We start from the raw sequence: 15833 nt of genomic DNA on the forward strand, positions 1-15833 counted from the left end.
GCGAGGGCGCAGCCCCTTCCATGTCCGCTTCCAGAGCCGCCACGTCCATCATTTCGCACCCGTTGTCCCGCCTGCGCCGCGCCGCAAACGCCCATCCCCGGCTGGCGGTCGCGGCGCGCGTGCTGATGTGGGCGCTGACTCTGTCCTATTTCGCCTTCGCGCTGCTGCTGCTGGCGCTGCGCTACGCGATCCTGCCGCAGATCGAAAGCTACCGCGGCGACGTCGAACGGATGATCTCGACCTCCATCAACCGCCCGGTCGGAATACGCAGGATCGAGGCGCACTGGGCCGGCCTCAGACCGGCGCTGAGCCTGGAGGGCTTCGAAATCCGCGACGCGCAGGGGCGGGCAGCGCTGGGCTTCGACCAGGTGGACGCCGAACTGTCGTGGAGCTCCCTGTGGCATCTGGAACTGCGCCTGGCGCTGCTCGAACTCGATGCGCCCAACCTGCTGCTGCGCCGCGACCGTGACGGACGGCTGTTCGCTGCCGGCCTGGAAATCACCCCGCAGCCGGGCGACGAGGAAGGCTTCGCCGACTGGCTGCTGACGCAGGAGCGCGTAGTGATCCGCGACGCCGGCATCACCTGGCTCGATGAACTGCGCGGCGCACCACCGCTGGAATTGAAGCACCTCAATTTCCAGCTCGACAACAGCGGCAGCCGACACCGCTTCGGCCTTACCGCCGATCCGCCCCGCCAGCTTGCGGCGCGCGTCGACATCCGCGGCGATTTCCGCGGCCGCGACCTCGACCAGTTCCAGGCCTGGAAGGGCGATGCCTACGCCGAGCTGGACTATGCCGACCTCGCCGGCTGGCGTGCCTGGGTCGATTACCCGCTGGCGCTGCCGCAAGGCAGCGGCGCACTGCGACTGTGGCTGGGCTTCGCCAGCAAGCAACTGACCTCGGCCACGGCCGACGTGCGCCTGGCCGATGTGCGCCTGCGACTGCGCCCCGACCTGCCCGAACTCGACCTTGTGCTGCTCGACGGACGCTTCGGCGGACGCCGGCTCGACGGCGGCTTCGAAGCCGAACTCAAACACCTGGCGCTGGCCACCCGAGACGGCCTGACGCTGCAGCCGACCGACCTCAAGCTGACCTGGCAGGAGGCGGCCGCCAACCGTCCTTCGCGCGGCGCGGCGACGGCCAATGGGCTGGATCTGGACGCGCTGGCCCGCCTTGCCTCGCACCTGCCGCTGAGCGACGTGAATCGCGCCCGCCTGGCTCGCCACGCGCCGCGCGGACGCGTGTTCGACCTCAAGCTGGATTGGCAGGGCACGCCGGAAAACGTCGGTGCCCCTGAAAAGTGGAGCGTCAAGAGCCGTTTCGAAGGCCTCGGCATGACCGCGCTGGGCCCGGTGCCCGGCATCTCCGGCGTCAATGGCCGCGTCGAGGGCGACGAAAAGGGCGGTCGGCTGACGCTGGACGGGCAGAAGGCCCTGTTCGAACTGCCCGCCGTGTTCGCCGAACCCAAGCTGGAGCTGGAAGCCTTTTCCGCCGAGCTCGACTGGAAAGCGGCCGCGGGCGACCTGCGGGTGCGTTTGCAGAAGGCCGCCTTCCACAACAAGGATGCCGCCGGTGAAGCCAGCGGCGAGTGGCACGCGCTACCCGCCGGCCCCGGCCGCATCGACCTCGGCGCAAAACTCACGCGCGGCAGCGGCGAAGCAGTCTGGCGCTACATGCCGCTGGGCGTCGGCAAGGATGTGCGCGAATGGCTCCATGGCGCCATCATCGGCGGCAAGGCCAACGACGTGACGCTCAAGCTGAAGGGCGATCTTGTCCACTTCCCCTTCCGCGACGGCATGCAGGGACTGTTCGAAGTACGCGGCAGGTTCATCGACGCCGGCCTGCGCTATGCCGGGAGCTGGCCGGTGATCGACGGCATCGAAGGCGAACTGCTGTTTTCCGGCCAGCGCATGCTGATCACCGGCAAGCGCGGCCGCATCTTCGGCGTCGCCCTGCGCGAGGTCCGCGCCGAGATCGCCGACCTCGAAGAGCAGGATGAACTGCTGACCGTCACGGGCAAGGCGAACGGCCCCACCGCCGACTTCCTTCGTTTCATCGAGGCCAGCCCGGTCGGCGAACGCATCGACCATTTCACCGAGGACATGAAGGCAGAAGGCAACGGCGAACTTGACCTCAAGCTTGGCCTGCGCCTGCGCAGGCTGGACAGCTCCAAGGTCGAGGGCAGCTACCGCTTCGACGGCAACCGCCTGACCGTGGACAGCGACCTGCCACCGCTGGGCGAAGTGCGTGGCTCGCTGAAGTTTTCCGCCGACCATCTCGAGGCGCGCGGCATCCGCGGCACCCTGCTCGACTCGCCGCTGAGCGTGGACCTGCGAACGACGGGCGACGGCAACGTGCAGGTCAATGCCGCCGGCGAGATCAACGTCGCGACCCTGCGCCGCCGGTTTCCGCACCCGGTATTCGATGACCTCGCGGGCGGCAGCAAGTGGACCGGCAGCGTGCGTGTGCGCAAGAAGTCGGCCGAAGTGAAGCTGATGTCGAACCTGGTCGGATTGTCCTCCAGCCTCCCCCCGCCCTTCAACAAGCCGGCCACCGACGCCATGCCGATCAGCTTCGAGCGCAAGGCGGCGCCGGAATCATCGGCGCGTCCCGCAGGGCGACCGGCCGCCGTGCCGCGGGCGCCGACTTCCAGGGACACCGGCCCTGCCCCGGCTGCAAGCGCGCCAGCCCCGACCCAGGACCTGCTGGAACTCAATCTCGCCCGCGCGCTGCGCGTGCAAATTGTGCGCCGCCATGACAGCAGCCCGCCCGCGATCGTGCGCGGCGTGGTCGCCGTCGGCGACAGCGGCGCCAGCCTGCCGGATCGCAACCTGCTGGTCGCCGTCAACCTGCCGCGCATCGACGCGGATTTCTGGCGGCGCCTGCTGACCGCGCCGAAGAACGGCAACGGCGCCGCCGAGTCACCATTGCCAGCCTTGCCCGCGCTGCAGTTCGACTTGCGCACATCCGAACTGAATGTCCATGACAAGGCATTTAATGACGTACGCATCGCCGGCGGCCGGGCCGACGACGCCGCCAGCACCCGCTTCGAGCTGAGGAGCCGCGAACTGGCGGGCAATTTCGAATGGAACAGCGCCGGCGAAGGCAAGCTGACGGGCCGCATCGCCCAGCTCGCGGTACCGGAATCAATCGCCAATCCGGCGACGCTGCAAGCCAGGACCAGCGAGGTGATCGACCACATTCCGGCGCTCGACATCACGGTCGACCAGCTTTCCTACAAGGACCGCGCGCTAGGCACGGTGCGCGTCGCGGCGGAAAACAGGGACGACGGCTGGAACGCCCGGATCGAGATGAAAAATGACGATGGCACGCTGGATGCCAGCGGCCGCTGGCGGCGCAGCCCCACGCTGCCCGACACCCGCGTCGACTTCAAGTTCGCGGCGAAGAGCATCGAGAAACTGCTGGCGCGCATCGGCCACCCGGACGCCGTGCGGCGCGGCAACGCCAGCCTGGCGGGGAACCTGTCGTGGAACGGCACGCCGTTCACCATCGACTACCCCTCGCTCGGCGGCAACCTCAAGCTCGACGCCGCCAACGGCCAGTTCGTCAAGCTCGAACCCGGCGTCGGCCGGCTGCTGGGCGTGCTCAGCCTGCAATCGCTGCCGCGCCGGATCACGCTGGATTTCCGCGACATCTTCAGCGAGGGTTTCGCCTTCGACAGCATCGGCGGCCAGTTCGCCGTCGCGCGCGGCGTGATGGAAACGAAGGACTTGCAGATCCAGGGCCCCTCGGCGAAGGTGCTGATGAGCGGCACGGTCAACCTGGGCAAGGAGACACAGGACCTCAAGGTGCGCGTGCAACCCGCCGTGGGCGAGACGATCGCGGTCGGTGCCATGCTCGCCAACCCGATCGCCGGCGCCGTGGTCTGGGCGGCGCAGAAGATATTCAAGGACCCGCTCGACCAGGCCTTCGCCTTCGAGTATGGGGTGACCGGCAGTTGGGTGGATCCCAAGGTCGAGAAACTCGGCCAGCAGAAACCCGCGGAGGAAGGCAAATGAACGACTTGTCCCCCAACCCCTTTTCCAGGCATGGGGGTGAGCGCGACGCGCCGTGCTCGCAGGCCCCTGGAGTGCCTGCCTTGGGGCGGTCCGGCGGCAAGCCATGAAGCTGGCTGCCGTGCAAATGATCTCGGGGCCCGACGTGGCACCCAACCTGGAAACCGCCGGCCGCTTGATCGCCGAAGCGGCGACGGCGGGCGCGCGACTGGTGGCGCTGCCCGAGTACTTTCCGCTGATCGGCGCGAGCGACGCAGACCGCCTTGCCGCGCGCGAGCGCGACGGCAGTGGCCCGATCCAGGATTTCCTCGCCGCGGCGGCGCAGAAGCACGGGTTGTGGCTGGTCGGCGGTTCGATCCCCCTGCTGGCCGACGATCCGGCGAAGCTGCGCAACTCCTGCCTGGTGTACGACCCCGCAGGCCGGCGCGTCGCGCGCTACGACAAGATCCACTTGTTCGGCTTCCGCAAGGGCGCGGAAGCCTACGACGAGGCGGCGACCATCGAGCGCGGCAACCAGGTCGTGGCCTTCGATACGCCACTCGGGCGCGTTGGCCTGGCCATCTGCTACGACCTGCGCTTTCCCGAGCTGTTCCGCGCCCTGGGTACCCTTGATCTGCTGGTGCTGCCCGCCGCCTTCACCGAGACCACCGGCCGCGCCCACTGGGAAATGCTGCTGCGCGCGCGCGCCGTCGAGAACCAGTGCTACGTGCTGGCCGCGGCGCAAGGCGGGCTGCACCCCACGGGGCGCATGACGCACGGCAATTCCATGGTGGTCGATCCCTGGGGCGAGGTGGTCGCACGCATGGACAAGGGCGAGGGCATCGTCGTCGCCGACTTCGACCCGCAGCGCATCAGTGACACCCGCGCCAGCCTGCCGGCGCTGAAACATCGCATACTGTAGATACTTTCCGGGACCAGACCATGAACGCCATCGCCAACCCCATCCCCCACTTCGAAATCGCCGAACAGACCCTGCTCGAGCCGCACGGGCTGGCGCCGCACCAGCTGGAGCGCGTCTTCGGCCAGCTGTTCGGCAACCACGTCGACTACGCCGACCTGTATTTCCAGTACGCCCGCTCCGAGGCCTGGAGCCTCGAAGAGGGCATCGTCAAATCGGGCAGCTTCAACATCGAACAGGGCGTCGGCGTGCGTGCGCTGTCCGGCGAGAAGACCGCGTTCGCCTATTCCGACGACATCAGCATGGCCGCGCTGCAGGCCGCCGCCGGCGCCACGCGCGCCATCGCCGCCTCCGGCGCCCAGCGCCTGGCGCCGATGCTGAAGCGCAGCAGGCAGCCCGCCGCACTCTATGCCGACAACGATCCGATCGCCTCGCTCGACGACACCGCCAAGGTCAAGCTGCTGGAACGCATCGAAGCCATGGCGCGCGCCGCCGACCCGCGCGTCAAGGAAGTCATGGCCCACATCGCCGGCACCTGGGAAGTGGTGCTGGTGGCACGCTCCGACGGCCAGATGGCGGCCGACGTGCGCCCGCTGGTGCGCGTCTCGATCACGGTGATCATGGAACAGCACGGCCGGCGCGAGCAGGGTTCGTCGGGCGGTGGCGGCCGCTTCGATTACGGCTATTTCAGCGATGCGGTGCTTAAGGACTACGCCGAACGCGCGGTGCACCAGGCCAGCGTCAACCTCGCCGCCAAGCCCGCCCCGGCCGGCGAGATGACCGTGGTGCTGGGCCCCGGCTGGCCCGGCATCCTGCTGCACGAAGCGGTCGGCCACGGCCTCGAAGGCGATTTCAACCGCAAGGGCAGTTCCACCTTCGCCGGCCGTATCGGCAGCCGCGTCGCGTCGAAGGGCGTCACCGTGGTCGATGACGGCACCATCGCCGACCGCCGCGGCTCGCTGACCATCGACGACGAAGGCAATCCGACGCAGCGCACGGTGCTGATCGAGGACGGCATCCTGGTCGGCTACCTGCAGGACACGCTCAATGCGCGCCTGATGGGCGTCCCGGTCACCGGCAACGGCCGCCGCGAATCCTTCGCCCACCTGCCGCTGCCGCGCATGACCAACACCGCCATGCTCAACGGCGGGCACGACCCGCAGGAAATCATCAAGTCGGTGAAGAAGGGGCTCTACGCCGCCAACTTCGGCGGCGGCCAGGTGGACATCACCAGCGGCAAGTTCGTGTTCTCCACCGCCGAGGCCTACCTGATCGAGAACGGGAAAATCACCAAGCCAGTCAAGGGCGCGACGCTGATCGGCAGCGGTCCGGATGCGATGAACCGCGTTTCGATGATAGGCACCGACATGGCGCTCGATTCCGGTGTGGGCACCTGCGGCAAGGAAGGCCAGAGCGTGCCGGTCGGCGTCGGCCAGCCGACGGTGCGCATCGATGGACTGACGGTCGGCGGGACGGGTTAGCGTAGTCAATTCAACCAGTCCGGTTACCGTTCGCGGTGAGCTTGTCGAACCGCTAGCTCGGCAACAACGCTGGCCTTCGACAAGCTCAGGCCGAACGGGTTTTGCAATCGTTGTACGGAACGATCTACTAGTCGGCAGCCTCGACGCGGTCGCGGCCGTTGTCCTTGGCACGGCGCATTGCCGCCTCGGTGCGCGCCAGCAGCAGGTCCAGGGGCTCGCCCGGCTTCATCTGGCCGACGCCGCAGCTCAGGGTCACGCCTTCGCCGGTCTTGAGACCGCTGCCGATGGCGACCAGTTCGCGCAGGCGCTCGGCGATCGGCACCGCCTCGTCCAGTGTGGAATACGGCAGCAGGATGAGGAAGGCCTCGCCACCGTAGCGGACGATCAGGTCCTGTGCGCGCAGCCCGTCCGCCAGCCGCCGTGCCATGCGCTTCAATACGGTGTCGCCGGAAAGGTAGCCGAAGCGCTCGTTGAAATGCCGGAAGTTGTCGATGTCCGCAACCACCAGGCAGACCGGCTCGCCGTCATGCTCGCAGCGTGCCATGGCGCGCGGAAAGGCACTACGCAGCCAATGCCGGCTGTGGATTCCGGTCAGCGCATCGACGCTGGCGGCATCGTCGAACTCCAGGCTGCGTTCCTGCAGAACCACCAGCGCGCGGTTGCTGTCCCGCATGCGGCCGGAAATAACCGCCAGCAGGTTGCGCGCGATGGCGTGCGAGCAATCCACCAGCGACCAGAGCACCTCGTGCGGGATCGCCACCAGCTTGCTGTCGCGCGCCGCGAGTACCAGAGCGGAAGCTACCTGGCCATCGAGCAGCGACATTTCGCCTACGCATTCGCCGGGTCCGAGCACGGCCTGCGGCGGCAGGGTTCGGTCGCTCAGATAGACGCGCAACTCGCCTTCGAGGACGATGTAAAGGTGGCAGTTGGCGGCACCCGGTTCGAGCAGGCGCTCGCCGCGTTCCAGCGTCCGGTCTTCGCAGTGCTCGAACAGATACTCGACGCTTTCCTGACCGACGTTGACGAACAGTGGAGTGCTCCGCAACTGCTGCCGTTTCAGTTCATCCATCGGTGCCACCCATGTCGTAAACGGGAAAGACCATCATAAATCACTTCGCCGGCGCGGACTTTTCGTCCCAGGCGTAGCCCAGCGCGGCGACTTCGCGCCGCAGCAGGTCCATTGCCGCCGGCACCTGCTCCGGGGCACCGCGCACGCCGAGTTCGATGTTGCGCCGGACCTCGGCCGAACCGAGGAAAGGCAGGCTGAACACCTTGAGCCCGGGAAATTCCGCCTCGATGCGGACCATCAGCGGCGTCAGAACGCTTTCCAGGCCTTCCCAAACCACGATCGCCGCATCGGCCGAGGGATTGCGGTTGAAGCAATCGGCATATTGATGGTCGAGCACCCATTCGATCATCGGCCAGGCCATCTGCGGGAAGCCGGGCACGAAGTGATGGTCGGCCAGGGAAAACCCGGCGATCCGATTCACCGGGTTGGGAATGATGCGGCTGCCGGCCGGGAAGCGCCCCATGTCGAGCGCATACGGCGTGACCTCGCGACCGGTCTCGGCATAGCGGGCGCGAATCTCGCGTTCGGCATCCGGGTGCAGCACCAGTTCGACGCCTGCCGCCGCGGCCGCCGCCTGCCGAGTATGGTCGTCCGGCGTGTTGCCGATGCCGCCGCAACTGAAGACGATGTCGCCGCCGGCCAGGGTGCGGCGCAGGGTGTCCGTCAGCCGCGCCCGGTCGTCGCCGGCGTAGAGCGCCCAGGCCAGGGTGAGGCCGCGCGCGGCGAGGATGTCGACGATGCGCGCGAAATGCTTGTCCTGGCGGCGACCGAGGATGATCTCGTCGCCGATGATGATGGCGCCGATGCCCTTGCCTTGGCTTGTCACAGTTCGATACCCCCGTTCTGGCGCTGGCGGCGCAGTGCCGCCAGGCCGAGATGGACGAAAACCAGCGCCGTGAAGGCCGGCACCAGCAGGTTGACCAGCGGCAGGTGCGCCGCCGCCGCGGTGGCAAGCCCGGCCGCGTAGAAGCTGCGGCGGTTCTCGCGCGCCAGGCGGCGCATCTCGGTCGCCGTCGCATGCTCGGCCAGCGCATCGAAGCGGAAGGTGCGCTGGTTGAGCCAGGCGCCCCAAAACAGCGGCAGCACCAGCAGCATGCCGGGGATCAGCAGCAGCGGCAGCAGGATCAGGCTGCCGAGGACGAAGATGGCGCCGGCGGTCAGGGTATTGGCCAGGCTGCCCCAGAACACGTTCTCGCCGTGGCGGCCGAGTTCGGGATAGTCGCGCGCGGCGACCAGGCCGATCAGGCGCGGCAGGGCGAAGATTGCCACCAGCATGGTCGCCGTGATGTAGATCAGGGCGGCCAGCGCGGCCAGCATGAGGAAGCCGGCGGCCCAGCGCGCGAACCATTCCCAGCCGGTCCACGGCAGTTGCGGCAGGATGCGTGCCATCAGCATCTGGCCCTCGGACCAGAAGGTATAGCCCGCCGTCAGCCACAGCGCGAGCGAGGCCAGTGGCGGCCACAGTGCGTGCCACAGGATCTCGCCGCGACCGAGGTCGCGCAGCGAACGGGTAAAGGCAGCCAGCAGTTCCGTCATGGTGTGTCCTTGTCGCGTCGAATCAACGTCGTTCGCGACTATCCCACATCTTCTGCAGTCGCTTGACGGAGACCGGTGACGAGGTCTTGAGTTCCTGCGCGAACAGCGCGACGCGCAGCTCTTCGAGCAGCCAGCGGAACTCGTCGAGGAAGCCATCCTGCTGCTGGCCGGATTTCTGCATGGCGTTGCGCTCGCGTTCCCAGGGTTTGCCCAAGCCCTGCCAGTCGGCCATCAGGCGCGCGTCGCGTGCCGGGTCGCTGCGTGCCTTGTCCAGGCGCAGGGCGATGGCCTTGAGGTAGCGAGGATAGTGTTGCAGGCGCTCGAAAGGCGTGGCCAGGATGAATTTCTTCGGCATCAGCTCGGCAAGCTGCGCGGCGATGTCGGCAGCGGCCTGCGGAAAGGCCTTCTGCATGGACGCGAGCTTTTTCGTCAGCGCCGCGTACTCGGTGAGCACGGCCGCGACCAGGCGCAGGATCTCTTGCGCCACCAGCAGGATGCGCCCGCGCGCCGCTTCGCGCCGTGTGGCGAACGCCGACTCTTCGGCGGGCAGCGGGTCCATCAGGCAGGTGCGCTCCAGCGTGACCGCGACCAGTTGCTCGCGCAGATCCTTCTCGGTGCCCGCATTTGGCCCCATCGCCATGAACTGCAGCGCGAGCTCGCGCAGGCCCGGCAGCTTTTCGACGGCCTTGACCTGCGCCGCCAGCTGCAGCGCGAACAGGCGCGCAAGGCCCTTGCGGTGTTCGACGTGGGCCTTTTCCTCGGTGTCGAAGGCGGTGAGGCGCACGCTTTCGCCGAGGTCCACCAGCGCGGGAAAACCGACCGTAGTGCCAGCGCCGACTTTCAGTTCCATCAGTTCGGGCAAGGGGCCGAAGGTCCAGGCGGTGTATCCCGGCGCATCGCTGGCGGCGGCCTCGTGGCTGATCTCAGCGTCGGCGTAGGCCTGCTCGACGCGCCCGCGATACTCGGCGCGCAGTTCGCCGAGGTTGCGCGATATCGCCAGCGTGCCGCCGTGCTCGTCGACCAGGCGGAAATTCATGAACAGGTGCGGCCGCAGTTCGCCCGTGCGGAAGGCGTCGAGCGGCAGCTTCATGGCCAGGTGTTCCTCGGCGGCACGGGTCAGCGCACGCACCAGCGGCTCGTCGAGGTCATGTTCGGCATCGCAGAAGTTCGTCGCGAACTCGTCCAGCGGCTGCAAGCGGTGGCGATACTTCTGCTGCACCGTCCTCAGCAGGGCCACCACCTTTTCCTTGAGCAGGCCCGGCACCAGCCACTCGCAACGGTTGGCCGGCAACTGGTTGAGCGCCGCCAACGGCAGGGTCAGCGTCACGCCGTCATCGGCCGCGCCGGGGTCGTGGTGGTAGGCGAGCTTGTAGCCGCGGCCGCGATGGATGAGCTCGGGCGGGAAGGCATCGGTGGTGATGCCGGCTGCCTCGTGGCGCATCAGCTGCTCTTTTTCAAGGCAGAGCAGTTTGGGATCGGCGGCTTCGGCCTCGCGCCGCCAGTGATCGAAGGCGGCCAGGGTGATGATGCCCGGCGGAAGCTTGGCGTCGTAGAACGCGTAAATCAATTCGTCATCGACCAGCACGTCGGGGCGGCGCGACTTGTGCTCCAGTGTTTCGATCTCCTTCTTCAACTTCGCGTTGTGCTGGAAAAAGCGCCACTTGCGCGCCCAGTCCTCCCCGACCTGGCCTTCGACCAGGGCCTCGCGGATCAGGATCTCGCGCGCCAGCTTCGGATCGCTCGGGCCGTAATGCACGCGCCGCTTGGCATGCAGCATCAGGCCGTGCAGCGTGACGCGCTCCCAGGCCACAACCTGGCCCGGCCCCTTCTCCCAGTGCGGCTCGTAGACATGCTTGCGGATCAGGTGGGCGCCGACCTGTTCCAGCCATTCCGGCTCTATCTTCGCGATGCAGCGCGCGAACAGGCGCGAAGTCTCGACCAGTTCTGCGGCGACGATCCAGCGTCCGGCCTTCTTCAACAGCGACGATCCGGGATGGATGAAGAAGCGGATGCCGCGCGCACCGAGGTAGTTCTTGTCCTCTTCGCTGATCAAGCCGATGTGGCCGAGCAGGCCGGTGAGCAGCGCCTTGTGGATCGCCTCGTAGGCGGCATCGCCCCCGCCGCCGGGCCGCCCCAAGGCGGGGGCAGCGTTCAAACCCGGAGCGAAGCGAACCCCGGTCACCCCCTCCCTGGGGGAAGGGGCAGGGGGGTAGGCGCTTGTAATTTTCCAGCCGTGCTCGTGGCACAGCGTCATCAACTGGCCATGCACGTCGCGCCACTCGCGCAGCCGCAGCCAGGAAATGAAATTGTGTCGGCACCACTGGCGCTGCTTGTTGCTGGTCTCGTGCTTCCAGACCTCGTCCGCCGCGGCCCACAGCTTCAGGTAGGAAAGGAACTCGGACTTCTCGTCCTTCCATTTGGCATGGGCCTGGTCGGCCGAGCCGGCGGCCTCGGCGGGCCTGTCGCGCGGGTCCTGGGTGCCCAGCGCCGAGGCGATGATCAGCACCTCGCGCAGGCAGCCGTGTTCGCGCGCGGCGAGGATCATCCTGCCTATCTTGGGATCGAGGGGAAGCTTGGCCAACTCGTGCCCGACCGGCGTCAGCTCCTTGCTGGCCTCGTCCAGCGCGCCGAGTTCTGCCAACAGGTTATAGCCGTCCGCGATCATGCGCGGCGCCGGCGCTTCGAGGAAGGGGAAGTCTTCGACATCGCCCAGGTGCAGCGACTTCATGCGCAGGATCACGCCGGCCAGGCTGGAGCGCAGGATTTCCGGCTCGGTGTAGGGCGGACGTTTGTTGTAGTCCTCTTCGTCGTAGAGCTTGAAGCAGATGCCGGCCGAGACGCGGCCGCAACGCCCGGCGCGCTGGCTGGCCGCGGCGCGCGAGATCGGCTCGACCTGCAACTGCTCGACCTTGTTGCGATGCGAATAGCGCTTGACCCGCGCCAGGCCCGAATCGATCACGTAGCGGATGCCGGGCACCGTCAGCGAGGTCTCGGCGACGTTGGTCGCCAGCACCACGCGCCGACCCTGGTGCGCGGCGAACACGCGGCCCTGCTCCACCGCCGTCTGGCGCGCGAACAGTGGCAGCACTTCAAGGCCCGGTGGGTGGTGTTTGCGCAGCGCCTCGGCCGCCTCGCGGATCTCGCGCTCGCCGGGCAGGAACGCCAGCACGTCGCCCGGTCCCTCGCGGTGGGCCTCGTCGACGGCATCGACGATGGCATCATTGAGGTCGCCCTCCTTGTTGTCCTGCCACGGGCGGAAACGCGTCTCGATCGGAAACAGGCGCCCCGACACCTCGATCACCGGGGCCGGCCTGCCGCCGATGCTGAAGTGCCTGCTGAAGCGCTCCGCATCCAGCGTCGCCGAGGTCACGATGACCTTCATGTCGCTTCGCCGCGGCAGCAGTTGCTTGAGGTAGCCGAGCAGGAAATCGATGTTGAGGCTGCGCTCGTGCGCCTCGTCGATCAGGATCGTGTCGTACTGGCGCAGTAACGGATCGGTCTGCGTCTCGGCGAGCAGGATGCCGTCGGTCATCAGCTTGATGTAGGAGCCAGGCGTCACCTTGTCGGTGAAGCGGATCTTGAAGCCGACGTGGCGGCCCAGTTCAGACTTGAGTTCCTGCGCAATCCGCGTCGCCGTGGCGCGCGCGGCGATGCGCCGCGGCTGGGTGTGGCCGATCATGCCGTTTAGGCCGCGGCCGATCTCGAGGCATATCTTCGGCAGCTGCGTGGTCTTGCCCGAACCGGTCTCACCGCATATGACCACCACCTGGTGCCGGAGTATCGTCTCTCCGATCTCCGCGCGCAGCACATTGACCGGCAGCGCCTCGTCATAGGTCAGCGCCGGCCGCGCCGCCCGCCGCGCCTCGGGATCGAATTTCACTGGCCGGCCGCCGTACTGCCAGCGCCGACTCTTGGAACTGGATTCATCGGGCCGTTCCAATGCAATTGACAGGGGCGACGGCAGCACGAGACATTCTGGCGGCGGGACTCTCCAGCACAATCCGCGTCTTTGCGAACCAGGGAAGTGCGAGCAATCCATACGGATGTCCGCATCGATGTCCTCCGCTGTAGAGCGGTACCCGCATGCCGGGCGCCGCAGGCAAGCAGTCGGTCACGATGACGGCTCGCAAGGTCGCGCAAGCCGCCTGACCTTGCGTTGGAAGTGCAAGCTGCCCGACTCGCACCAAAGTAGATAGTCGCGCAACTCGATTCGTGGGCGTCGATCGTTTCCGGCCGTTCGCAATTGACGAACGAATTCCGCCAGCCGTGGCTCGTCGGGCGCTTGAACTAGCTGCCACCCAAGAAGAGCCCTCAAGAGGTTGCGTGCCCGGGCGTCCTGCAGTTCCCGAAACAGGTATAGCGGTAGCGGAAATTGCGGAGACCGTTCGCCAAGGTCGATCAAGGCAAGCTGACCTAGCAAGCACTCCGCTTCGCCGAAGCGACGTGCCGCCGACGCAAGCCGGTGACTGACCTGCGGAAATCGGTCGGCAATGACGGGCAGTACGCGAGTCCGCAGGAAGTTTCGCGTATGGCGTGGGTCGGCGTTGCTTTCGTCCTCTATCCAGGACAGGCATCTGGTCCGCGCATACTCCTGCAAATCACTGCGCGCCAAGGCGAGCAGAGGCCGCAACAGGCGTCCGTTCGCTGCGGGCATCGCTGCGGCGCCACGCACTCCCGTTCCTCGAAAGAGGTTGTGCAAAAGCGTTTCGGCTTGATCGTCTGCATGGTGTGCAAGCAGGATCCAATCGGCCGGATGGTCCGCCAACGCAGCGTGACGCAAGCGGCGGGCTGCAGCTTCCAGGCCCTCTTCTTTGTGGTTTGCGATGTTCACCCGAACCACATCGAGCGGGACGCCGAGAGCCGCGCAAAACCGAACGCAGGATTCGGCCCAGGCATCCGCCTGGCCGCTCAAACCATGATGGACATGACGAGCCGCGATCCGGTAGCTGCCACCCCTGGCGAGGTGGTGCAACGCGTGCAGCAAAACCGTGGAATCGAGGCCACCGGAATAACCGACAAGAAGAACCGAGCCGGCCTGGGTCACCTGTCCGGAAAGGGCGGACGCGACAGCCCGAAGCACGGGCTCAGTGAATCGATTGTTCCTTGAAGCGACCATAACTCATCAGCCGCTCGAAGCGGCGCTCGATGAGCTCGCTGGATGACAAGCAGGAAAGCTGCTTGAGTGCTTCCTGCAAGGATTTTTTGACGTTCTGCGCCATGAGGCGATAGTCGCGATGGGCGCCCCCGACCGGCTCATTGATGATGCGGTCAACCAGTCCGAGGGATTTCAGTCGTGGGGCGGTGATTCCCATTGTCTCGGCCGCGTCGCCGGCCCGTTCAGCACTTTTCCAGAGGATGGACGCACATCCCTCCGGAGAGATCACGGAATAGGTCGAGTACTGCAGCATTGCAACAACGTCCGCGACCGCGATCGCCAACGCACCGCCCGACCCCCCCTCGCCGATCACGGTAGCGATCACCGGGACCTTGATTTCGGTCATGACGGCAAGATTGCGTCCGATGGCCTCGGATTGACCGCGCTCCTCCGCGTCGATTCCAGGGTAGGCGCCGGGCGTGTCGACGAAGGTAAAAATCGGCAGTCCGAACTTCTCTGCCAAACGCATCAGTCGCAGAGCCTTTCGGTAACCTTCCGGGCGCGGCATGCCGAAGTTGCGGTGGATCTTCTCTTTGGTGTCACGACCCTTCTGATGACCTATCACCATGCACGACTGCCCGTTGAACCGCGCCAGGCCACCAACTATCGCATGGTCGTCGGCATAGCTCCGATCACCGTGCAACTCCTGAAAATCCGTAAACACCAGCTCCAGATAGTCCAGCGTGTAGGGACGTTGCGGATGGCGCGCGACCATCGCGCATTGCCAGGGCGTGAGTTTCGCGTAGATGTCTTTCGTCAGGCTTTGGCTTTTCGCGTCAAGTCGAGATATCTCCTCCGAGATATCGACGGCAGAATCGTCCTGAACAAACCGCAACTGCTCGATCTTCGCTTCTAGTTCAGCGATGGGTTGTTCGAATTCGAGAAAACTGGTTTTCATTTGGCGATTTTACCAGTGCTGAGTGTTATGAAATCCACGGAAAATCATCAGAGCCAAGGTTCCCGACACGGCGGCGCCAATACAAACAAAAACCCCCGACCCGACAATTCGGGAGGGGGGTTTTGAGGGGGAGTCTGGCGTTGACCTACTTTCGCACACGGTGAAGTGCACTATCATCGGCGCGGTCTCGTTTCACGGTCCTGTTCGGGATGGGAAGGGGTGGTACCAAGACGCTATGGACACCAGACTGAAAGGGGGTGCTCCGGGATGGCGCGGTGAGGCGTTGGGCCGGAGCACATGATTCGAAAGAAGTAAGGGGATTGGGTGGTGATTGTGCTGTCTTTGGTTGTTTCGCTACACAGGAACTGAAGTTCACTGTTATAGGGTCAAGCCGCACGGGCAATTAGTATCGGTTAGCTTAACGCATTGCTGCGCTTCCACACCCGACCTATCAACGTCCTGGTCTTGGACGACCCTTCAGGGGGGTTGAACCCCCGGGATATCTCATCTTGAGGCGAGTTTCACGCTTAGATGCTTTCAGCGTTTATCTCTTCCGGATTTAGCTACCCGGCGATGCCACTGGCGTGACAACCGGTACACCAGAGATCCGTCCACTCCGGTCCTCTCGTACTAGGAGCAGGTCCCCTCAAATATCCAGCGCCCACGGCAGATAGGGACCAAACTGTCTCACGACGTTTTAAACCCAGCTCACGTACCACTTTAAATGGCGAACAGCCATACCCTTGGGACCGGCTACAGCCCCAGGATGTGATGAGCCGA

At 66.1% G+C, this 15833-nt stretch carries 9 protein-coding genes and 2 rRNA genes; 3 read left to right on the forward strand and 8 right to left on the reverse strand.

The annotated features are described in order from the left end of the window. The first annotated feature begins 20 nt into the window (after nucleotides 1–20). The 3 genes from J0M27_RS09410 to tldD all read left to right on the forward strand — a co-directional run bounded on the left by J0M27_RS09410 (nucleotide 21) and on the right by tldD (nucleotide 6395). A complete protein-coding gene (locus J0M27_RS09410; RefSeq protein WP_294990374.1) occupies nucleotides 21–4019 on the forward strand; it encodes a YhdP family protein in 3999 nt (1332 codons plus the stop codon). Nucleotides 4020–4122: 103 nt separating this feature from the next. After that, nucleotides 4123–4917, forward strand: coding sequence for a carbon-nitrogen hydrolase family protein (locus J0M27_RS09415; protein WP_294990376.1), 795 nt, complete (start codon nucleotides 4123–4125; stop codon nucleotides 4915–4917). A gap of 20 nt (nucleotides 4918–4937) precedes the next feature. Beyond that, nucleotides 4938–6395: a metalloprotease TldD gene (gene tldD, locus J0M27_RS09420; RefSeq protein ID WP_294990378.1), complete on the forward strand. Its 1458-nt coding sequence runs from the start codon at nucleotides 4938–4940 to the stop codon at nucleotides 6393–6395. A gap of 127 nt (nucleotides 6396–6522) precedes the next feature. Here tldD and J0M27_RS09425 read toward each other — a convergent pair whose 3' ends face one another. The 8 genes from J0M27_RS09425 to J0M27_RS09460 form a co-directional block, all read right to left on the reverse strand. Next, nucleotides 6523–7464, reverse strand: coding sequence for a GGDEF domain-containing protein (locus J0M27_RS09425; RefSeq protein WP_294990380.1), 942 nt, complete (start codon nucleotides 7462–7464; stop codon nucleotides 6523–6525). Nucleotides 7465–7504: 40 nt separating this feature from the next. Then, complete coding sequence (locus J0M27_RS09430; RefSeq protein ID WP_294990381.1) at nucleotides 7505–8290, reverse strand: molybdopterin-binding protein; 786 nt, start codon at nucleotides 8288–8290, stop codon at nucleotides 7505–7507. Further along, complete coding sequence (locus tag J0M27_RS09435) at nucleotides 8287–9000, reverse strand: EI24 domain-containing protein (RefSeq protein ID WP_294990383.1); 714 nt, start codon at nucleotides 8998–9000, stop codon at nucleotides 8287–8289. Before J0M27_RS09435 ends, J0M27_RS09430 begins: the two co-directional genes overlap by 4 nt. A gap of 22 nt (nucleotides 9001–9022) precedes the next feature. Further along, nucleotides 9023–12880: an ATP-dependent RNA helicase HrpA gene (hrpA, locus tag J0M27_RS09440; RefSeq protein ID WP_294990385.1), complete on the reverse strand. Its 3858-nt coding sequence runs from the start codon at nucleotides 12878–12880 to the stop codon at nucleotides 9023–9025. A gap of 231 nt (nucleotides 12881–13111) precedes the next feature. Next, nucleotides 13112–14116, reverse strand: a complete 1005-nt coding sequence (tilS, locus tag J0M27_RS21365; RefSeq protein WP_365962490.1) for a tRNA lysidine(34) synthetase TilS — start codon at nucleotides 14114–14116, stop codon at nucleotides 13112–13114. Further along, nucleotides 14085–15053 carry an acetyl-CoA carboxylase carboxyltransferase subunit alpha gene (locus tag J0M27_RS09450; protein ID WP_294990388.1) on the reverse strand — a complete coding sequence of 323 codons (969 nt, stop codon included), beginning with the start codon at nucleotides 15051–15053 and terminating at the stop codon, nucleotides 14085–14087. The genes tilS and J0M27_RS09450 overlap by 32 nt, the downstream gene beginning before the upstream one ends. Nucleotides 15054–15185: 132 nt before the next feature. After that, nucleotides 15186–15300, reverse strand: a 5S ribosomal RNA gene (rrf, locus tag J0M27_RS09455). A gap of 135 nt (nucleotides 15301–15435) precedes the next feature. Further along, nucleotides 15436–15833 (reverse strand): 23S ribosomal RNA (locus J0M27_RS09460); the annotation flags it as partial.

It is taken from the genome of Sulfuritalea sp. (assembly GCF_017302275.1).
GTDB lineage: Bacteria > Pseudomonadota > Gammaproteobacteria > Burkholderiales > Rhodocyclaceae > Sulfuritalea.